Here is a 19,597-nt window from a genome sequence, read left to right as displayed (position 1 = left end):
AGCTCACGTGCAGAGCCAAGCGATTTTCGGATTTCCAGCAGAGTCTGTCGGAGGCTAGCGAACGCGTGTTCTTCGGATCGATCGCTCCATGTGTCTCAAATTCCTCATCCGGGTGTCGCTTTGCACTTAACCCCAAGAATCCGTCGCAGCAATTTCAGAGAGACCGGTAATTTCTCTGGGGTCGGACACGGGTTGTTAGGTCAGTGCAGTCCATCAGCATCGCTTTGTTCGGAGAGGCAGCGATGGCGGTGGAATGGACGATCACGATCGAGGGGAAGAACGAGTTCGGCGACGTTTGCAGGAAGGCCGTTCGTATCGACAAGAGTTGGGAACGTCTATTTGACGGCGGCATTGGCCTGTCGCTTGAGGACAGCAAGACGATCATGACGGCGATGCAAAGCGCTGTCGTAGCCCATGAGGCAGAGACCTACTCCCTCTTCCGTCGGGTCTGCCCGGATTGCCACACCTTTCGGCGGGTTAAGGACTACACATCACGCCGGATCCGAACCGTCTTCGGCACAGTGGAGGTCCGCAATCCTCGCTGGATGCTGTGCCGGGATTGTCATCCGGGCATGGACGGCGCCTTTGCGCCGCTGAAAGAAATCTGCCCCGATCGAGCGACGCCCGAACTGTTGGAGCTGAGTGCCCGTCTGGGAAGCATGATGCCCTACCGGCAGGCAGCCAAGGTGCTGGCCGAGTTCCTGCCGATTGAACCCACCGAGACGTACGCGACTGTGCGCAAGCGGACCATCAGGATCGGCGAACGGCTCGACGACCAGATTACCCGGGAAACATGGAAGGCGAGAGCTCAAGCAGATGATCGTAGCCAGCTTGAGCTGCAGCTCCCGGGCGATCGCCGCAAGGAATTCGTCATCAGCATCGATACCGCTTATGTTCGCAGCGCGGACCCAAATGCAGCGCGAAGCTTCGAGCTCGTCGTTGCCCGATGCGGCCGCGGAGGACGAGGCGAACCAGGTGGTCGCTACTTCGTCACCGGTAGCACCGCTCAACAAGCAATTCGCGACCGCGCCCTCCACACGCTTGAAGGAGTCGGATATCGCGGCTATGGCGATGTGACGGTGATTTCGGACGGCGCAGAAGTTCTCAAGCGAGTGCCCCGCGCCATGCCGAATCCGACAACCCACATCATCGACTGGTTCCACATCGCCATGAAGATCCAGCCCATGCAGCAGATTGCCAATCACATCACGCGATCGCAACCCAGTCCCCTTGAAGCGCTTCCAGCCATAGACAGAGACATCAGAGCAGTGAAATGGCGCTTGTGGCACGGCCGCGTGGATCGTGCGATCAGGGACCTGGAGCGGCTCTTGACGAACCTGCAGGGATCAACGCAGATAAACGAGTTCTCGATCGCACGGCTGCACTGCCTCGGCTTGCAACTCCTGACCTATATCCGCTCGAACCGTGGTGCGATTGTCAACTATGGAAAGCGCCACAGAGCTGGGCTCCGTGTTGCTACGACCCTCGCTGAGTCGGCCGTGAATTCTCTCGTCGGGAAGCGGATGGTGAAAAAGCAGCAGATGCGGTGGTCGCTCCACGGTGCTAATATGCTCATGCAGGTTCGAACTGCGGAGGCAAATGGCGAACTCCGTAATCGATTGCGGGCACCTTTCCGACAGCCTGAAGCAAACGTACCACCGCTATTCAAACCACAACCGCCCCTACTGCACGCCGCCTAACCCCAGAAAGATTACCGGTCTCTCTGAAATTGCTGCGACGGATTCTTGGGGTTAAGTGCAAAGCGACAGCCGGCATCGATTACCAAGCGGCGATCCAGGTGATCATGAACTCGCTCGGCGGCATACCGCTGGGTCGCCCTGCCAAGCCAGAAGAAGTCGCCGACCTGATCGCCTTCCTTGCATCGGATCGAGCTTCGTCCATTACAGGCACTGAGCATGTTATTGACGGTGGGACAGTCCCTACCGCCTAAACAGTATGTGATGAACCGCCTAACGCCACCACCATTCACTCAAACGAAGTGAGAAGGCGAAACGTCGTCTGCAAGTGGCTAGGCTGGCTATGCCGCTGCAGTCATCCCACGGTCCGGCGGGTGCGTCCCACCCGCCGATCTGGGAGTAGACTGCGTTGCGGAGGCGGCGGACATTATGGTTCAGAGCCGCCAGTTCCTTCGGCATTCGCGTCGCGGCCGCCAGCAACGTGTCGCCGAGGCAGCCTGCCTTGTGCTGCAAGGCACATCCTTCGTCAGTCAGCGCCATCAAGACCTGCCGCTCATTGCTGAGGTTCCTGGTCCTGCGCAGCAAGCGAGAGGACTCTAGCCGCTTCAGCAGTGGCGTCAGCGTGCTGGATTCAAGAGGGAGGGCGTTGGCGATGATGCCTACGGTTGTGCGTCTTCGCTCCGCAGCACGTTGAGCACGAGATACTGCGGGTAGATCAGGCCCAACGAGTTGGGGAGAATGTGGCGCTACGCAATCATCGCTGATCTGGCGCGCAAGAACGTCAGGACACTCGACGACCGGCGCTGGCGCAATCAGCTTTGCCGGACACAGCAGAAATTCAGACGGTAGGTGTTCGGCTGAAGGGATGCTTCCGAGCCAACGTTTCGAGCTGCGAACTTCCTTCCTAACCTGCGCGAAATGCCACAGATCGAGGTTGCAATAAATATTACATTGTGGCGTTATGTTTGAAACAATAACTACAGAGGGCACTGAATTATGTACACGACCAATCGTCGGAGGCTCCTCAAGGGCATGGCCGCAGCCGGGCTCATCGCGCCGTTCGCGAGCCAGACTTTCGCGCAGGATCTCCGCAAGGTACGGCTGCAATTAAGTTGGGTCTCGAACGTCCAGTATGCTGGCGACTGGATCGCATTCGAGAATGGCCTTATGGAAAACAACGGGGTTGCGATTGATTGGCAGCCCGGTGGACCGAATGCGCCGGCGTCGCTGGTAACGCTCGCCGCTAACGGGGCGGACGTCGCGTACTCCAACTGGTTCCAGTTTCTGGACGCGATCAATCAAGGCAATGATTTCGTGATGATCGGGGCGTCGTTTCCGCGCAATCCGCATGGCCTGATCTCACTTGCCAAGAAGCCGATCCTGGAACCAAAAGACCTCGTCGGTGCGAAGATCCTTGCTCAGGCGCCGAATGATAAGACTGCCATCGATGCCACGCTTGCGCTGGCGGGCCTCCCCGGCGACTGGACCTGGGTTCCGACCGGATTTTCGCCCGAGCCGCTTCTGGCCGGTGATGGCGATGCTTTCACCGCCTTCAGCACGAACCAGCCGATCACGCTCGAGAAGATGGGAATGAAGCCCGGCGAGGACTTCCACTTCGTCTTCTTTGACGATTTTGGCTTCCGCACCTATGGATCGATCATCGTCACTACCCGCTCTTTCCTCGACAGCAATAGGGGAGCCGTCGTCGGCTACATGCGCGGGCTGATCGATGGGTGGGCTCTGAACAAAGAGGATCCGACGGTCGCACCACGCCTCGTCGTCGAGAAATACGGTGCCGATCTTGGCCTCGACCTCGACCAGCAGATCCGCCAGAACGAACTGCAGATCCCGCTCACACAATATGCCGAGCCGGACAAGCTGCCGCTCTCGCTCGATCGGGAGCTGATCGAGACCAGAATGTACAAGGCTGCGGAGGCTACTGGACGAACCAACCTGCCCGATGTCACTAAGATTGCCGATTTCGACATCGTGCAAGAAGCCTACGAAGGCAAGAAATGACCATTCCTGCAAACGGGCCGGACACAGCCCTTCCGACCGACATCGACCTGCTGATCACCGGCTGCGACATCGTCACCATGGACCCGGCGGGCACGACCCTCAGCGAGGCCGCGATCGCGGTGAAGGGTAACGCCATCGTCTGGATGGGTTCGGCAGCCGAAGGCAGAAAGATCGAGCGTCCTGCTTCCGTGATCGATGGAAGCGGGCAGATCGCCATGCCGGGGATGATCGACGCCCATATTCACACCGCGCAGCAATTGCTGCGCGGTAAGCTTTCGGCACTGCGCAGTCGTGGCCCGCTGCGCAACCCGCCCTGGAAGAACTACTATGTACCGTTTGAGGGGCTTCTTGAGCCCGAAGACGTTTATCTAAGCGGCCTCGTCGCCTACACCAACATGCTTACCGTCGGGACCACCTGCTTTGCGGAAGCCGGAGGCCCTCATCCGACCGAAATGGCGCGCGCTGCAATCGAGGTTGGTATTCGCGGCTTTGTGTCACTTTCGACAGTCGACCAGAACCCGGCCTTCGCCGGCAGCAGCGTTCCTGGTTCAATGCTCATGACGACCAAGGAGGCCTATGATCGTAACATCGCCCTGGTGAAGAGTTTGAGCGCGCAGGAGCGCGTCAAGGGCTGGCTTTCACTGCGCCAGATCATCGTATGCTCGCCGGAGCTCATCCAGTCGCTTTCGGCCGCGGCCCGGGAGATGGGTGTCAAGATCCACACGCATCTGGCCGAGGGCACATATGAAGTCGACTATGCCCTTGAGCATTACGGCAAGAGGCCGACGGAATACCTCGACGACCTGGGCGTACTCGGCAGGCATCTCCATTGCGCCCACTCGATAATCCTGACGCCCGAGGAAGTGGATCTTTACCAAAGGCACGATGTCTCCGCCTGCCATTGCGCGCTCGGCAACTACGGGGTTGGAATACCGCGCCTTCAGGAGATGTGGCGCCGCAATATCGCAATCGGCCTCGGAACCGATGGCGCGGCGGCGGCCGGTTCGCTCGATCTTTTTGCTGTGGCCCATGCAGCCCGCATCGGGCAATCGGCATCAATCGGCCATCCCTATCATGTAAGGGTGCCGATGTCAGCCGAGGAGCTTCTCGCTGTTGCAGTCAATGGCGGCGCGAGGGCGCTCGGTTTGGAGAGGGAAATCGGCAGTCTCGAAACTGGAAAGCGGGCGGACATCGTCCTGATCGACACCAACAATATCGACCAGTTCAGCGCTGGCGATGCTCTGTTTACGGCCGCGAATCTCACTGTCGGGCGTGACGTCCGCACGGTCATCGTCGATGGTCGCACCGTAATGAAGAACCGGGAGATCCTGAGCGTCGACATGGACCAGCTTCGCTTCAAACTGTCGCGCCGCCTTCCCCAAATCATGGCCCGCTTCGATCAGGCCATCGAGCACTATGGCAAGAGAGGGCCAGCATGAATGCTTCGGTCAATTCCAGGCCTTCGGTTGTGGTCCACGACGTCTCCAAGGAGTTTCGTCTCGATGACGGCCAGCGCCTGCTCGCGCTCGACGGGATGTCGCTTGAAATTGCGGCCGAATCCTTTGTCGCGCTGATCGGTCCAAGTGGATGTGGCAAGAGCACGGTGCTGCGCATGATCGCCTCGCTCGACACGCCGACGTCGGGCAGCGTAGCCGTCAATGGCAACCCGCCAGCCGCGCTCGCCGCCACCCACCGGCTGGGCGTGGCCTTTCAGGATCATGCGCTGCTGCCCTGGCTGGACGTGCGCCGCAACATAGAACTTCCTTATCGGGTGTCCGGCATGGAGGTGGACGACGAGCGGGTGAAGCAGCTCATCGCGCTGGTGGGCCTCGCGGGGCTTGAGCGGGCGCGGCCGAAGCAGTTGTCGGGGGGAATGCGGCAGCGCGTGGCGATTGCTCGCTCGCTTGTCCTTCGTCCCGAAGTGCTTCTGCTCGATGAGCCGTTCGGTGCGCTGGACGCCGTTACCCGGCGCCATATGAATCACGAACTGCAGAGGATCTGGGCGGAAGAGAAGCTGACGACGCTGCTGGTTACCCATTCGGTCGACGAAGCCTTGTTCCTTGCCGACCGCGTGCTGGTGATGAGCGGGCGGCCCGGCCATGTCATACAGAGCCTCGACGTGCCATTCGACCGCCCGAGAACCGTCGAAACCACACGATCCGAGCTGTTTCACCGGCTCCAGGATGAATTGACGGCGGCGCTCGATTCACGGGCGGGGCACTGACATGGCGCGATCGGCGGGACAGCGGGACGGTTCTGCTCTGCTGGGCATGCTTGGCATCGCCATGTTTCTGCTGGCATGGGAGGTGATCGGTCAGAACAGGTGGTTGGGCCTGACATGGCCCGCACTTTCGGAAGTCGTGGTTTTTCTTTTTACGCCATCCCGCCAGACATTGTTCCTGCGCGCGCTTTCCGCGTCGCTGGGTTCGCTCTTTGTCGGCTATTGCCTTGGGCTCTTTGCAGGGATTGCGGCTGCCACGCTTGCCCATACCGTCTCCGCCATGCGCTCCGGGCTCGATACGATGAGCGCTTTCATCCATGCGATTCCTTCCATCGCGCTTGCCCCGCTGTTCATCGTGTTCATCGGACGCGAACATACTCCTGCGGCTCTTGCTGCGCTCAGCACCTTCTTCGTGATGTATGTCAGCACGACGTCCAGCTTCGCCTCGTCGAGGCAGGAATGGATCGACCTGATGCGGGTGCTCGGAGCCTCGCGCCTCGATCGGCTTCGGAGGCTCGACATCCCTGCGGCAACTCCCATCATCGTCGGCGGCATGCGGCTTGCCGCGCCCTCGGCGCTGATCGGCGTCATCATAGGTGAATGGTTCGGTGCAACGCGCGGCGTCGGCGTGCTCATCATCAACGCGATGCAAAACTTCCAGATTCCGCTGCTGTGGAGTGCGGTGGTTCTCGCGGTGATCGTGTCACTTGGCCTTTTCGCACTGTTGGGTATGTTACAGAAATATGCGGAGCGACGCTTTCGCTAGTCAAAGCAGGTGGGCCTAAACCCGTGATCGCAAACATCAAGAGATTTATCGGCAGCGCCTGGATTGTTCTTGCGATGTTGGCCGCATGGGAGGCATTGTTTTCGATCCATGCGATCAACAGCATCGTCATGGTTTCCCCTTCCTCTATCGCAAAGGAAGTCCTCAATCATCCTCAGGAGTTCGGCACAGCTACGCTGCGCACACTGCTGCTCGCCATTGCGGGATTGGTGCTTGGCATGACGATCGGAACGCTGCTGGCAATTGCAACCTGGCTTTCGCGCTTTGTTTCTGGCTTGCTCACGCCTGTGAGCATCATCTTCGCATCCGTTCCCGTGGTCGCGATCATTCCTATTCTTGCCCGTCTTTTTGGCTATGAGACCGGAACTGTTCTCGCCATTGTCGCAATTATCTCCTTCTTCCCTGCTTTTGTGTTCACGTCATCCGGACTGCGCAGCCTTCCCGCGGGCAGCGACGATCTGTTTCGGGTCCTGGGCGTGGGAAAAGTGAGGCGGCTGTATCATCTCGCTTTGCCTTCCGCCATACCGCAATGGACCATCGCGCTGCGTCTTGCGGCCGCCAATGCGGTTCTTTCCGCAATTGTTGCCGAGTTCCTGATGGGTACGGGCGGGCTCGGCTATGTGTTCAACGTGGCCCGCGGCGATCTCGCCATGAGCCACGCATTGGGCGCAAGCGCGATAGCTGCCGTTATTTCAATAGCCTGTTTCTTCGGTGCGACTGTTCTGGAGCGCAAGGCACGCTCACGCTGGAGCTGATCAGGGATTTTCGATCCACGGCAACGACAGCTCAGCAAAAATCTTAGCGTCCCTTATCGTGGTCGGATGAGCGTGCAGGACAGCGCCCAGGAGGGCTTCGATCACTGCAAGGATAGTCGCATTCGAAACTGTGCCGAACTGACGGTGTGCCACAACAAAGACGTTGACAGTGCCGGTCGCCGCAAGCGGCGAACGGTGGCTGTCGGTGATGGCTAGTACGGGAATAGACCTCGACCGCGCTAGTGAAGCTAACTTTACCGTATCCTTAATATATCGGGGAAATGCGATCGCTATCACAAGATCCTTCTCGTTCATGGTCGCAATGTGCCTCACGCCAGTAAAACCGCCGGATCCGCCGACGATGCTGTGTACGTCCGGATTAGTTCGCAGCAGGCCGTTGGCCAGTATTTGAGCAAGTGCGGCCCCATTGTCGAATCCGACGACGAAGATGCGCCGTGCCTTCTTTATCGTCTCGACTGCCGCCAGCCACGTTTTGGGTTCGACCGAAGCGATGGTCTCTGTGATGTTGGTAACATCCTCGCGAAGCATATTGCCGATGATCCCATCGGCAGACATTTGCTGCGACATATCCTGCTTCAGCCGGTCGACAGGCTCGTAAGCTACGGCCAGATTCTGTATCAGGTCAGCGCGAAACGCCGCGTAGTTCCTGTAGCCAACGCTACGGACGAAACGGTTGGCCGTAGCCGATGAAACGCCAGCCTCCGCGACAGCAGCGTGGATACTGACGCGGGCCATCTTGACTGGATCCGACAACACAAAATCCGCAAACACCTTCTGTGATCTCGAGAGGGTCGGATATCTCTCCTTTATCCTTGCTGAGATCATGAGCGTCTACATCATCCGGGGTTGCCGACATTGCTAATTGATCTATCCCAAAAGCTATAGGTGCCTTGTTGTGATAGGATGCTGCGATCGCTGCCAACAATAAAGCAGCCGCTAGGTGGGGCAGGGTGGAGCCCCCTTTTCTACAACCCCTGCCGCTTTCGTCAAGTTCACCCTGAACTCACCCTGCGACGCCGGTAATAGGTGCCACCAAGATTAAACGTACCAGCATGTTAGCAATTGTCTCAAGAGCGAGGTAGGACATTATGCTCAAGTCTCTGATGCGCCAGCGCTGGCACCGCTCAAAGAATCCAAAAGCGAACTTTTGAGAAACTGACCTGCCACTGAACTTTCATCCAGCGGCAATTAGAGTCTCGACCGTTTCTGTTACGCCGTTTGGCGCGGGTTGAGCAACCGGCGGAAGCGCGAAGCCTCCGTTGAGCGCCGCGTAGGAGCCGGTTGCCGTGAGAACCTCGGCAAAGGCCGCCGGGGTCCGGTAGTTCAGCGAGGAATGAGGCCTCGCTGTATTGTAGTCGTGAATCCATTCGGAGATGGCGCTACGAGCGTGATCGAGGCCAAAGAACAGGCTCTCGTTCAACAGTTCATCGCGCATGCGACCGTTGAAACTCTCGATAAAGCCGTTCTGCATCGGTTTGCCAGGCGCGATGTAGTGCCATTCGATGCGGTACTCCTTCGCCCAGGCCAGGATTGCGTTTGAGGTGAACTCGGTGCCGTGGTCGGAAACGATCATGTCCGGCCTGCCGCGACGGCCAATCAGGTCGGTCAACTCGCGCGCGACACGGCGGCCGGAGATCGAGGTGTCGGGGATCGCGGCCAGGCATTCGCGCGTCACGTCATCGACGACGTTCAATATCCGAAAGCGCCGTCCACAGGCGAACTGGTCATGCACGAAGTCCAGTGACCACCGTGCATTCGCCTTGGCCTCAACCAGGATCGGAGCGCGTGTTCCCACCGCACGGCGTCGTGCTCGCCGCTTGCGCACCGTCAGCCCCTCCTCCCGATAGAGCCGATAGATGCGGTTGATCCCGGACGGCTCACCCTCCCGCCGCAGCAGGACGAACAGTCGGCGGTAGCCAAAGCGTCTCCGCTCGTTGGCAAGTTCCCGCAACTTGTCGCGCAGTTCCGTCTCTGGCGGACGGCAGGAGCGGTAGCGGATCATCCTACGATCCGCGCCGACGAAGGAACAGGCCGCCGCTCCGACAGGCCCATCACTGCCTGCAGATGCGCTACGGCTTCGCGCTTGGCGACGGACCATACATAATGGGATGGTCCGCCTCGTCCTCCTGCCGCATCATGAGGCGGTCAAACCGAAGGAGGTTGCAATGCCACAACGCAATGTGCCGCGTCCCGCAGCGGTCTATGGGATTGATCTTGGTAAGAACATCTTCCACGTCGTCGCGTTAGGGAGCGACGGCACGGTTGTTCAGCGGGTTAGGTTCCGACGGGACACGTTGCTTCAATTCTTCCAGCGGGCAGCACCTGCGATTGTGGGGATGGAATCCTGCGCAGGGTCTCAGTGGGTCGCAAGGAAGATCCAGACGCTCGGTCACAAGGTTCGGCTGATCCCCGCCCAATTTGTGAAGCCTTATGTAAAGTCGAACAAGAGTGACATCATCGACGCGGAGGCAATCGCCGAGGCCGCCACGCGACCAACGATGCGATTTGCTGCACTCAAGACTGAGGAGCAGACCGACCTTCAAGCCTTGCACCGGGTGCGTGACCAAATGATCGGCACGCGAACCCGCCTGATCAACCAGATGCGCGCTTTTTGCCTCGAATACGGTGTCGCGCTACGTCAGGGTGCAGGTCTGTTCAAGCTCGACCTGCCCGAGGCTCTCAAGGATCCAACTAATGATCTTTCGCCCGCAATGCGCAAACTGCTCAGCGAACTGTTTGCCGACCTGCGTCAGTTGGAAACGCGGATTGCTGATGTGACACGCGAGATCGAAGCGAACGCTGATCGAGAGGATGCCGCACGACGGCTGATGACAATCCCTGGAATCGGAGCTCTCGGTGCGACAGCACTGCTTGCTGCTGTTGGAAACGGCAGACAGTTTCAGAAAGCTCGTGATCTGGCCGCATGGCTGGGCCTTGTGCCACGAGAATACTCGACGGGAGGGAAGCAAAAGCTCCTCGGCATCAGCAAGCGAGGTAATCGATACGTCCGTAAACTGCTGGTCCATGGTGCGCGATCCTGCTTCCGACACCTCGACCGAACAAAGGATCGACTGGGAAGCTGGCTGGATGGTCTCCAAGCCCGAATGCACCCGAACAAAGCCGTTGTCGCACTTGCCGCAAAAATGGCCCGGATCGTCTGGGTCGTCCTGACCAAGCCTGGAGCGCTCTACGAACGCAGGGACCCTGCCTTCACCTGACGCTCCTGGCTCGATTGCAAGGCTCGGGAATAGTGATGACGAAACAGTGGATCAACATGCCGTAAGTCCTGTGCAAAAAAGCGGGCCTCGTGCCCGAACCATTTATTGGGAACGGCGTGTGCGGATCTCATCATGGCCTGGCTGCAACCGCAGCCCACTCGCGAGAGGCCGGATACATTTATGCAACTGGAATCGTCGCTCACGATGTCGCGTACCCTTGCACGGACGAGGCGGACCATACATTTTTTGACAGAAGCTCGCGAAGGGCTGAGGCTTCCAGCATCTGGTCCGCGAGCAACTTCTTGAGCTTCGCGTTCTCGTCTTCCAGAGCCTTCAGGCGCTTGGCGTCGGACACGTCCATCCCGCCATACTTCGCCTTCCAGTTATACAACGTCGCCTCGCTCACACCACCCCAGGCAACCATCTGCGAGCTGAGGAACGCTTTCAGCCGCATTCTACTCCCGCAGAGGTTCATTAACGCGCGAGGTGCTGCCTGATCGGCCATCGGCGACTTCTTCAACAGCCCCAGGGTTCACTTCATGCGCAATGCGCTCGCCCATGCCGGAAAGAGCGGACGCCGTGTTGTCTCCGCCTTCATCGCCACAGCCTTTGCCCAAGACACGTCAGAGGCTGCAAGTACCCAATGGCGCAACGTCGCCGACCAGATCAGGCCGAAGGTGCCCAAACTCGCCAGTCTCATGGACAGTGCCGAGCAAGACGTGCTCGCCTACATGACCTTTCCCAAGCAGCATTGGGCCAAACTCCACTCGACAAACCCGATTGAGCGATTGAACGGCGAGATCAAGCGACGCACAGAGGTCGTCGGCATCTTCCCAAACGACGACGCCATCGTGCGCCTAGTCGGTGCGCTGCTGCTCGAACAGAACGACGAATGGGCCGTCCAGCGGTCCCGCTACATGACACTTGAGACAATCGCCACGATGAGCGATGATCCGCTCATCAGCCTGCCAGCCGCAAGCTGATCCATTCCCGGCTCTGTCCGGAAGCACGGCGACCGCCAAAGCTACACCACGCCGGGGCACACGATCAAAAAACCCGTATTCATACTTGTTGGCCTCGGATTTCCGGCTGAAATCCGTGGCGTGATGGACGCCTATCGACATCTATGTGAATGGCCGGTGTCGCTGAGGGACTCAGCACATTCGCTGGCGATGAAGGCATGCGGCGCCGCACTTCGTGGAGAGATCGAAGCTGAAACGGCCCGCGGCTTGTTCACCGCCTTCGCGAACAAGCATGACTTGCTGGCACCGGAAGTGACCGTCTCTGCTGCGCCTCGGCTAAGGCACGACCAGGATCCACGCATTCGTTGAGAATCTCTTAGGTCGGCAGAAGTTAGGCAGTGCTCGCTCTACGCCTGCGAGACCGGGGCTCGCCGGAAAGGCGCTCAGAACTCCATCAGCCGCGTCCGACGCAAGGGCGTCAGACTCCGGCATCGCGTGTGGCCGTTGGAGCCGATGCCGACGAGCCGCGCTCTTCTGAGCTGAAGCCGGGTCGTGACGGTGTGAGTAGGTATCGCGCCCGATGTTTGCAGGGATACCGTTAACATCGTGGAGGGGCTGATGCCAGCAGCATCTCTCTGACCGAGCCACCTCGCTTGGCAGTTCGTACACCGCTGGAGCCGGCTGAATACCCTCTTCATCTGAAGAGGAAGCTTTAGCTCCAGCAATGACTACCCTTAGATATTCCTACCGTTAAAGTTCATGCGCAAGGCGTGGCCGGCCCGCCGGCGAACAGGCCAGGCGAATTGCATGACAATTAGCCTCAGGTCGTTGAGGATACAAAAAGGCTCAGTTCACGGATACCACGCGCACGCCTCCTCTCTGATCCAGTACCTCAACCGTTACCTGCTTGCCCGCGCGGCGAAGAGCGACATTGACAGCGCCGCTGGCGACAGTGAGGTTTCGGATGACTACCTCGTCCAGGAACGCCGGCAGGACTGGCCGCTCGAAAGTGATCTGGGTGTTCTCGGGCTCAAAGACCAAGCCCAGGCTCGACTGGAGCAGAGACAAGGGTGCTGCGGCTGCCCAGGCTTGAGGTGCGCAAGCGACGGGGTAAAAGGTCGGCCCCTGAGCGCGATGACGCCTAAATCCGCAAAACAACTCCGGTAGGCGCCGCAGATCGATGTAGGTCGAGGCCGCGAAAAGGCCTTCAAACACCTTCGCGGCTTCTTTCCTGTAGCCATAGCGGCCAAGACCAGAAGCAATAAGCGAGTTGTCGTGAGGCCAGACTGAACCGTTGTGATAGCTCATCGGGTTGTACCGTGCTTCGGTGGACGGGACGGTGCGGATACCCCAGCCGCAGAAGGATGATGGTTCCATGAGCGTCCTCACAACCGCTTCCGCCCGTTCCGGATAGGCTATTCCTGTCAGCAGCGCATGGCCGGCGTTTGACGATCTGACGCGGCACGGTCGCTTGTCTCCATCCAGTGCGAGTACAAAGGTGCCCAGAGCTTCATCGAAGAACGCAGCATCGAATGCGAACTGAAGTGCTGCGGCCCGCGCGGAATAGCGTGAGGCGAGCTCTCGTCGATCCAAGCGACGACAGATTATCGCGGCGGCATTGAAGGCCGCATAAGCATATGCCTGTACCTCGGCCAGCGCGATGGGCCCCTTGGCCAGGGTGCCATCCGCGTGGAAGACTGAATCATAGCTGTCCTTCCAACCCTGATTGGCCAACCCCTCCTCGGTCATCCGCCCATATTCCACAAAGCCGTCTCCGTCGCGGTCGCCATAGTCCTCGATCCAGGTGAGTGCAGCTTCGATGTTTGGCCAGAGCCCCCTTAGCGTCTCCAGGTCGCCTGTGCGTTCTAGATAGGCTCCTGCAAGCATCACGAAGAGCGGCGTGGAGTCGACACTGCCGTAGTAGCGGCGGAAGGGTACTTCGCCCAGTTCCGCCATCTCTCCATAGCGCACCTCGTGAAGGATCTTGCCCGGCTCGGCATCCGCCACGGGATCGACGCCGGTTGCCTGATTGGCGGCCAAGTGGCCCAGCACGCCTTTCGCAATGGCAGGATCGAGCCACAACGTCTGTAGCGCTGTGATGATGGCGTCCCTGCCGAACACCGTGCTGAACCAGGGAATGCCAGCATAAGGGTACGGTCCTTCGGGGGTATCCGTCAAAAGCATGTAGACGTCGGACACGCTTCTGCGCAGCGCCTCGTTGAAGATATCGTTGGATGTTTCAACTGCTGCCGCTCTTGACGAAGACAGGCGCAGAGCCCTGCGGGCATCCCGCAGGCCCTTGAAGAAGGCGGCGGTGGGCGAAGTGTCGGGTTCGCAGTTGCAGGCGATCTCGATAAAAATCGAACGAGCTTGCCTGGGCTGGAGTTGAAGACGGAAGACCGCCTGTTGGGCGGTCACCTTCTCTGGTGCAGGTTCAAAGCCGATCGATGTGCTTCGCCGGTATTCATCGAGCCCAGTGTATGAAAGCTCTATTCCGTGATCGCTCGTGATCGTCGAATGGCGTGTCCCTCGGTTGCCACGCTCCGTGCCACGCACCTCGAAAAGATCCGCGAAATCGGCGTCAACGGCCAGTTCGATTGAGATCTCGCGAGGCTGATCGTCAAAGTTCCTCACCACCAGCCGTTCCAGGCAACGGCCTTGCCACAGAAAGCGAGTCCGCCTGATGTGAACCAGATCATGCTCAAGAACCATTTTGCCGGTTCCGTCGAACAGATCAGGGTTTGTCAGGTCACATGTCAGCGTGGCGTTGTCGTCTCTCAAGGTGGAGCTCAGCAGCATAGGCCGCGCGCCGCCGATCGTCATGTAGAAGTGCGAGAGGTAGCGGGTGTCACGGTGGAAGATGCCTTCTGGACTTCCGGGGCCGGATATCACGTCGCCGTTGTGATCAAACACGGCGAAGGTATCGCCGTGTTTGAGGGTGCGAGGTCGGCGCTCCTGCAGGGATGCCGACGCAGGAATGAAGAACTGCCCAACAGAGCTGAGCTGAAGTCCGGGAAGGTTCACCGCATCGGGCTGAATGTTTGCGACGTCCATGGAGCCACCTCTTCCTCAGGCAACACCTTGCAGGTCGACATTATCGTTCGTCGGGGCCTGATGCGAGTGGGTTCCCGACGCCAGGCGCTCGTAGATCGAGAGGTAGTCTTTTGCCATCCGCTCCACCGTGAACCGTCGCTCAAACGCGTCACGAACATCCCGTCTCGGAAGTTCATCAACCAGCTCCACAGCAGAGACCGCCGACTGGATGTCGCTGACAATCAGTCCCGAGATGCCGTGGTCGATGATTTCCGGTACCGACCCGTTGCGGAATGCGATGACCGGCGTGCCGCAGGCCATGGCCTCGATCATCACCAATCCGAACGGCTCCGGCCAGTCGATCGGAAAGAGCAGAGCCCTGGCATTGCCGAGGAAGCTCGCTTTATCGTGCTCGCCGATTTCCCCAATGAATTCGACGTTCGGGCTCTGGCGCACCATTGGCTCGATCACTGAAGTCCAGTAGTCGCGGTCGGCGTCGTCGACCTTAGCTGCGATCTTCAGCTTCACGCCGGCCCTTTTGGCGATTTCGATGGCTCGGTCAGGACGTTTCTCCGGCGAGATCCTGCCAAGGAAGGCCACGTAGTCGCCTACCGGATTCTCTGTGAACGGTAGTATGTCGCGCGGTAGCCCGTGATAGACTGTGCCTGCCCAGTTTACAGGCGGCATTGGCTTGCGCTGATCGTCGGAGATTGAAACCAGCGGTCGGTCGGGGAAGTATGCGTAGAACGGCTGCAGATCCGAAAGGTCAAGCCGCCCGTGGAGTGTCGTAAGCGCGGGAGCATTCAACTGCGCCAGCATGGGGTAATGCAGAAGGTCGATGTGGAAGTGCAGGACATCGAACTTGGGCGCCTGTCTGCGGACTTCCTCCAGCATGATCATGTGATGTGGCAAAGGATCCTTTACCGCGGGATCGAGCCTCAGCGCGGTGGGAGAAGTGGCAACAAGCTCAGCCGCGGTGATCGAGTCACCGCTGGCAAAGAGTGTCACCTCATGGCCCTGCCGAACAAGCTCCTCGGTCAGGTACGACACAATCCGCTCAGTTCCCCCGTAAAGCTTGGGCGGAACACGTTCGGCGAGCGGAGCGATTTGGGCAATCTTCATGATGAACAACCTCCTTCAACAAGCAAGGTAGATCCGCAGTCGAAATCCGCACCGGCCGTGTCTGAAGCACTGGTCGCTGTTAAACGCCGCGGGGCTGGTGCGGCATGAGGAAGAAGAAACGCACGACCTGTCGCGCCAAGGAGACAAAGACATGTGCCTTCACCTGTTCAGCAGGACCAAGATGCCATGAAGCTTGCCGGGATGCGGAAGCAGTTTTGATCTAGGAAGGCGGGGGCGAAGCATCAAGATGTTGATGCCTCGCCACCTCCCAACTGGCAACCAGTCAACGTCCCCCGACATTATGCCCGTGGGTACGGCGCGAAAGGAGAGGCAGCAGATCACCACTGGTGAGAATGCCATTCCGTCGCGCGAATTTTCGGAACGCCGCCTCGGCTGCGTCTTGTGGAAAGACGCCGGCATAGGCCTTCAAGCAAGCGCTTGCTACTGTCTCGTAGGCAAGGTCGCGCTTGTTTTCCGGCCATTCCTCCAGGAAATCGAGTGCGTCTTCAAGGGTCGCAATCTCCTGAACATATCGGCCCCTGTCGAGAAAGATCGGTTGGTTGAACAGCAACATGCCATCACCTCCATTTCTTGAAGCGGCAAATCATCTGCATGAGTCATCTACCAGATGGCAGCCGGTGCGCCACAATCTGGTCCGGTGCGGCCTCTTCCGGCCGCTCGGCCGCCCGTCAGACATTATTTGGCAATCAGGAGCAGATGCCTCCCATCTCGGATGATCTCTAAAGCAAGAGTGGATGGCCGGGCAGCAATTGCGTTCTGCAGCGCCTCTACCGACTCCACGCGGCTGCGGTTGACGCTTACGAGGATGTCTCCCTGCCGCAATCCGGCACGGTCTGCCGGGCTGCCTGGATCGATTCGCTCGATCATCAATCCGGCCCCGTCTGCCGCCCGGCTGAAGGTGACGCCGTCCAGCGGCGTCCCGGCTGCGTCTATGGAAGCCAGATTGTCAGCCGTTATGACAACTTCTATGGCAAGCTCCTCGTCGCCGCGCGTCACAGATAGAACCACCTTGCTGTCCACGGGCATGAGGCCGATGTGGTTCCTGAGATCCCGTGCACTCTGGATGGTGCGCCCGTTCACAGGGGTACCACGTCTCCGGGTTGCAGTCCGGCCTGTTCCGCAGATGAACCAGCCTCAACATTTGCGATAAGGGCACCTCGCAAGCCGGTCAATTGGAGGGCTTCCGCAATGTCAGGTGTGAGGTCTTGAATGGCGATGCCAAGTCTGCCGCGTCGAACTTTACCATGGTCAATCAACTGCTGAATGACAGACACTGCGATATTGCTCGGAACAGCAAAGCCGATCCCGACATTGGCTCCGGCCGGACTGAGAATGGCCGTGTTGATCCCGATCAGTTTGCCGTCTAGGGTCACCAAGGCTCCTCCTGAATTGCCCGGATTAATGGAGGCGTCCGTCTGGATGAAGTCCTCATAGGATTCGATATTGAGCCCACCTCGCCCAAGCGCGCTGACGATCCCGGAAGTAACGGTTTGGCCGAGACCGAACGGATTTCCGATCGCGACCACGTAGTCGCCGACTTTTAGCTTATCGGAGTCGCCGACCGCGATGGCGCTCAAATTATCAGGTGCAATCTTCAAGAGAGCAATGTCGGTGTCCTTGTCACTGCCGATCAGTTCGGCGGCAACCTCACGACCGTCTTTCAGAGTCACCGAAATCTCGCTTCCTCCTTCGATGACATGGTGGTTGGTCACGACATATCCTTCGCTGGCGTCGACGATGACACCGGAGCCAGCGCTCATTTTTGTCTGCGGCCGCTGTTCAGGCAGGCTGAAGAAACGCCGAAAGTTGGGGTCGGCATATAGGGGATTGTCATGGATCGGTGTCCGCGTCAGGACCGAGATGTTGACCACTGCCGGCGTCACATTTTCCAGCATGGGCGCGAGTGTCGGCAGGGAGGTGGAAGACGATGGCGCCGCTTCCGACGACGCGGGTATGCTGCCGGGCGTGAGCGCGGCGGTCGCTAAAGCGAGTGTCATTACGGCGGCAACCTTGCAGGCTCTTATGGACGTCAGCACCATCGTCTGCTCCTTCAGTTCTTTCGCCAACCTTCTCCGTTTCAAGTTCGGCAATTCGCCGCATCCGCCAAGGAGTATCTGGCGGGACCCGACACGCCCAGTTTCGCTGCATTCGTTCGGCCGACCGCAGGCGCCGCCAGCTTTGCCGCGGGCATTTGATCGGTCAGAACAAGCGCCAGTTCATGGCTGGCGAACGCGCCGTTGGCGATCTCCTGCAAGGCGATCTCGGCGGTACTTGCGTTGGCTGCCGTTGCTCGTGGTTCCGCACCCGCATTCAGCGCGTGAGCGCGTGCGGCGGCGGCAATTGTCAGCACAAACGGGTTTGGCAGCACTTTCTGACACATGAAGACGACATGAGGATCCATGGCCCACCTCAAGCAGCTTCTCGCTCCACAGCGTCCTCTTTGCGGCCCGCCTGTCGTTCCAATGAGAGCAGTGCGTGCTCGACCTCATCCAGCCGGGCCGGCCGCCTGTATTCCGGCATACCCTCGCTTGTCGCCTGATCGACGAGATACTCGGTCCACGCCCAGTTCATCAAGATCGACCGCTTCTCCGACAAGGACAGTGCCGGATCGTTGACCACGTCCATTGGCGAGGACCAAGTCCCCGGCCGTGCTGCCTCGCCGGCGTGATCAGCGTCATCCAGGGCCTGCCCGTAATCCTGCTGAAGGGAAGCAAGCCCCAGCCGATCCAGCGTGGCGTCGGTGAATGCCGCAGATGGTTTGTGTCCTTGGCGGCTCGCCTCTCCCTTTGCCCCGGCACGACGCTTGTCAGGTTTGCACTGTACCACATAGGCCAGTCCATGCCGCTGCGCATAGCTGACAGCGGATCGGAGCGTTGGGAAGCTCAGCTCCACCTGTGGCAGCGGATCCCTGCATCCAGTATAGCCGATGAGAGGATCTAGGAACGGGCGGCTGCGACGCTCGAAGGCAAGCCGCCAGCCCTTGGTGAGGGCTGTTCCAGATGTCGTTACCGAGCGGGCCGGCTTATAGATGCGCGCCATTGAGTCGGCTGGAAAGATGGATCGAGTGGTGCTGCGCCGGCAAGTATCATTCGAGGGGCCCAGCCCGGCGAATAACTCAGTAGGGGTAGCGTTTTCCTTTACGATTTTCTCCATGGTTCATCCCTCCCGCAATTGCGAAGGACCTGGACGGCCGCCTGATGCGCGGCCGCCCGCGTGTTGGTTCAGTGCCTGATGGTGATGCGCTTCATCCTCGAGTGCGCCTTCTCCGACTTCGGCAACACGACGGTCAGAACACCGTTCTTGAACTGAGCGTCGACTTTGTCCTCCTCAACCTCGTAGCTGAGAGGAATTCTTCGCTCAAAGCGGCCATAATGGCGCTCGGAGAACTGCCGTTCCTTGTCCTCGATTTCCGAGCGCTTCTCGCCTCTCAGTGTCAGGACACCGTCGTTGAGCAGGACCTCTATGTCCTTCTCGTCCATGCCGGGCACTTCGGCCGTCACCTTGATCTCCTGGTCGTGGTCGGAGATCTCGACGCTCGGCCATACGTTACCGAAGCCAGCACCGCCATTCAGTGAGGGAAGGCCTACACCGAAGCCGCGGAAGACGTCGTCGAACAGCCGGTTAACCTCTCTGTGCAGGGAGAGGAAGGGGTCGCGCCCTTCATTGAAGACCGTGGGTGTGGAATGGCCGTTATTGCGGCCCCAGGGGATCAGATCACGAATGGTCATATGTTCCTCCTTTCTG

The 19,597-nt window shown here is 59.2% G+C and carries 17 protein-coding genes and 5 pseudogenes; 10 read left to right on the top strand and 12 right to left on the bottom strand.

All coding sequences use genetic code 11. The annotated features are described in order from the left end of the window. The first annotated feature begins 242 nt into the window (after nucleotides 1-242). Nucleotides 243-1,700 carry an ISKra4 family transposase gene (locus FN060_RS15760; RefSeq protein WP_244665830.1) on the top strand — a complete coding sequence of 486 codons (1,458 nt, stop codon included), beginning with the start codon at nucleotides 243-245 and terminating at the stop codon, nucleotides 1,698-1,700. Nucleotides 1,701-1,801: 101 nt separating this feature from the next. Then, nucleotides 1,802-1,951 (top strand): annotated as a pseudogene (locus tag FN060_RS15755) (SDR family oxidoreductase); the annotation flags it as partial. A 115-nt stretch (nucleotides 1,952-2,066) separates the two neighbouring features. On the opposite strand, the pseudogene FN060_RS15750 reads toward FN060_RS15755, so the two are convergent. After that, nucleotides 2,067-2,434: pseudogene (locus FN060_RS15750) on the bottom strand (MarR family winged helix-turn-helix transcriptional regulator); the annotation flags it as partial. A gap of 259 nt (nucleotides 2,435-2,693) precedes the next feature. Here FN060_RS15750 and FN060_RS15745 point away from each other — a divergent pair. The 5 genes from FN060_RS15745 to FN060_RS15725 are packed head-to-tail and all read left to right on the top strand — an operon-like array spanning nucleotide 2,694 to nucleotide 7,476. Then, complete coding sequence (locus FN060_RS15745; RefSeq protein WP_142588937.1) at nucleotides 2,694-3,716, top strand: ABC transporter substrate-binding protein; 1,023 nt, start codon at nucleotides 2,694-2,696, stop codon at nucleotides 3,714-3,716. Continuing rightward, nucleotides 3,713-5,155 (top strand): amidohydrolase family protein, encoded by a 1,443-nt coding sequence (locus tag FN060_RS15740; protein WP_142588936.1) that lies wholly within the window; start codon nucleotides 3,713-3,715, stop codon nucleotides 5,153-5,155. Before FN060_RS15745 ends, FN060_RS15740 begins: the two co-directional genes overlap by 4 nt. Then, nucleotides 5,152-5,940, top strand: a complete 789-nt coding sequence (locus tag FN060_RS15735) for an ABC transporter ATP-binding protein (RefSeq protein WP_142588935.1) — start codon at nucleotides 5,152-5,154, stop codon at nucleotides 5,938-5,940. The genes FN060_RS15740 and FN060_RS15735 overlap by 4 nt, the downstream gene beginning before the upstream one ends. A gap of 1 nt (nucleotide 5,941) precedes the next feature. Next, a complete protein-coding gene (locus FN060_RS15730; RefSeq protein WP_142588934.1) occupies nucleotides 5,942-6,703 on the top strand; it encodes an ABC transporter permease in 762 nt (253 codons plus the stop codon). Between the two features lie 23 nt (nucleotides 6,704-6,726). Next, complete coding sequence (locus tag FN060_RS15725) at nucleotides 6,727-7,476, top strand: ABC transporter permease (RefSeq protein ID WP_244665829.1); 750 nt, start codon at nucleotides 6,727-6,729, stop codon at nucleotides 7,474-7,476. On the opposite strand, the gene FN060_RS15720 is transcribed toward FN060_RS15725, so the two are convergent. Next, nucleotides 7,477-8,322 (bottom strand): MurR/RpiR family transcriptional regulator, encoded by an 846-nt coding sequence (locus tag FN060_RS15720; protein WP_142588933.1) that lies wholly within the window; start codon nucleotides 8,320-8,322, stop codon nucleotides 7,477-7,479. A 349-nt stretch (nucleotides 8,323-8,671) separates the two neighbouring features. Then, nucleotides 8,672-9,597 (bottom strand): annotated as a pseudogene (locus FN060_RS15715) (IS3 family transposase); the annotation flags it as partial. A 65-nt stretch (nucleotides 9,598-9,662) separates the two neighbouring features. Here FN060_RS15715 and FN060_RS15710 point away from each other — a divergent pair. Further along, a complete protein-coding gene (locus FN060_RS15710) occupies nucleotides 9,663-10,715 on the top strand; it encodes an IS110 family RNA-guided transposase (RefSeq protein ID WP_142588932.1) in 1,053 nt (350 codons plus the stop codon). Between the two features lie 238 nt (nucleotides 10,716-10,953). Here FN060_RS15710 and FN060_RS15705 read toward each other — a convergent pair. Beyond that, nucleotides 10,954-11,124: pseudogene (locus tag FN060_RS15705) on the bottom strand (transposase); the annotation flags it as partial. 118 nt (nucleotides 11,125-11,242) lie between these two features. Here FN060_RS15705 and FN060_RS15700 point away from each other — a divergent pair. Together FN060_RS15700 and FN060_RS15695 are read left to right on the top strand one after the other, a co-directional pair. Beyond that, nucleotides 11,243-11,698: pseudogene (locus tag FN060_RS15700) on the top strand (transposase); the annotation flags it as partial. A gap of 63 nt (nucleotides 11,699-11,761) precedes the next feature. Beyond that, on the top strand, nucleotides 11,762-12,046 hold the full coding sequence (locus FN060_RS15695; protein ID WP_142589549.1) for a DUF982 domain-containing protein: 285 nt from the start codon (nucleotides 11,762-11,764) through the stop codon (nucleotides 12,044-12,046). A 477-nt stretch (nucleotides 12,047-12,523) separates the two neighbouring features. Here the strand turns inward: FN060_RS15695 and FN060_RS15690 are convergent, their stop codons facing one another. The 8 genes from FN060_RS15690 to FN060_RS15660 all read right to left on the bottom strand — a co-directional run bounded on the left by FN060_RS15690 (nucleotide 12,524) and on the right by FN060_RS15660 (nucleotide 19,581). Then, nucleotides 12,524-14,731 carry an amylo-alpha-1,6-glucosidase gene (locus FN060_RS15690; protein ID WP_142588931.1) on the bottom strand — a complete coding sequence of 736 codons (2,208 nt, stop codon included), beginning with the start codon at nucleotides 14,729-14,731 and terminating at the stop codon, nucleotides 12,524-12,526. A gap of 15 nt (nucleotides 14,732-14,746) precedes the next feature. Next, on the bottom strand, nucleotides 14,747-15,832 hold the full coding sequence (locus FN060_RS15685) for a glycosyltransferase family 4 protein (RefSeq protein ID WP_142588930.1): 1,086 nt from the start codon (nucleotides 15,830-15,832) through the stop codon (nucleotides 14,747-14,749). A gap of 283 nt (nucleotides 15,833-16,115) precedes the next feature. Continuing rightward, on the bottom strand, nucleotides 16,116-16,406 hold the full coding sequence (locus FN060_RS15680; RefSeq protein ID WP_142588929.1) for a DUF982 domain-containing protein: 291 nt from the start codon (nucleotides 16,404-16,406) through the stop codon (nucleotides 16,116-16,118). A gap of 122 nt (nucleotides 16,407-16,528) precedes the next feature. After that, nucleotides 16,529-16,933 carry a PDZ domain-containing protein gene (locus FN060_RS23155; RefSeq protein ID WP_244665828.1) on the bottom strand — a complete coding sequence of 135 codons (405 nt, stop codon included), beginning with the start codon at nucleotides 16,931-16,933 and terminating at the stop codon, nucleotides 16,529-16,531. Next, nucleotides 16,930-17,919 carry a trypsin-like peptidase domain-containing protein gene (locus tag FN060_RS15675; RefSeq protein ID WP_244665827.1) on the bottom strand — a complete coding sequence of 330 codons (990 nt, stop codon included), beginning with the start codon at nucleotides 17,917-17,919 and terminating at the stop codon, nucleotides 16,930-16,932. Before FN060_RS15675 ends, FN060_RS23155 begins: the two co-directional genes overlap by 4 nt. Nucleotides 17,920-17,930: 11 nt before the next feature. Continuing rightward, a complete protein-coding gene (locus tag FN060_RS15670; RefSeq protein WP_183950037.1) occupies nucleotides 17,931-18,254 on the bottom strand; it encodes a DNA-directed RNA polymerase subunit omega in 324 nt (107 codons plus the stop codon). Nucleotides 18,255-18,262: 8 nt separating this feature from the next. Further along, a complete protein-coding gene (locus tag FN060_RS15665; protein ID WP_244665826.1) occupies nucleotides 18,263-18,892 on the bottom strand; it encodes an NADH dehydrogenase ubiquinone Fe-S protein 4 in 630 nt (209 codons plus the stop codon). 182 nt (nucleotides 18,893-19,074) lie between these two features. After that, the gene (locus FN060_RS15660) at nucleotides 19,075-19,581 is read right to left on the bottom strand and encodes an Hsp20/alpha crystallin family protein (RefSeq protein WP_142588927.1); all 507 of its coding nucleotides are present in this window, start codon (nucleotides 19,579-19,581) and stop codon (nucleotides 19,075-19,077) included. Nucleotides 19,582-19,597 lie beyond the last annotated feature (16 nt).

Origin of the sequence: Pseudorhizobium halotolerans (assembly GCF_902153235.2) — a bacterium.
GTDB classification, from domain to species: Bacteria; Pseudomonadota; Alphaproteobacteria; order Rhizobiales; family Rhizobiaceae; genus Neorhizobium; species Neorhizobium flavum.
Note: the sequence above shows the minus strand (reverse complement) of the source record. Positions and strands in the feature narration are given on the sequence as shown.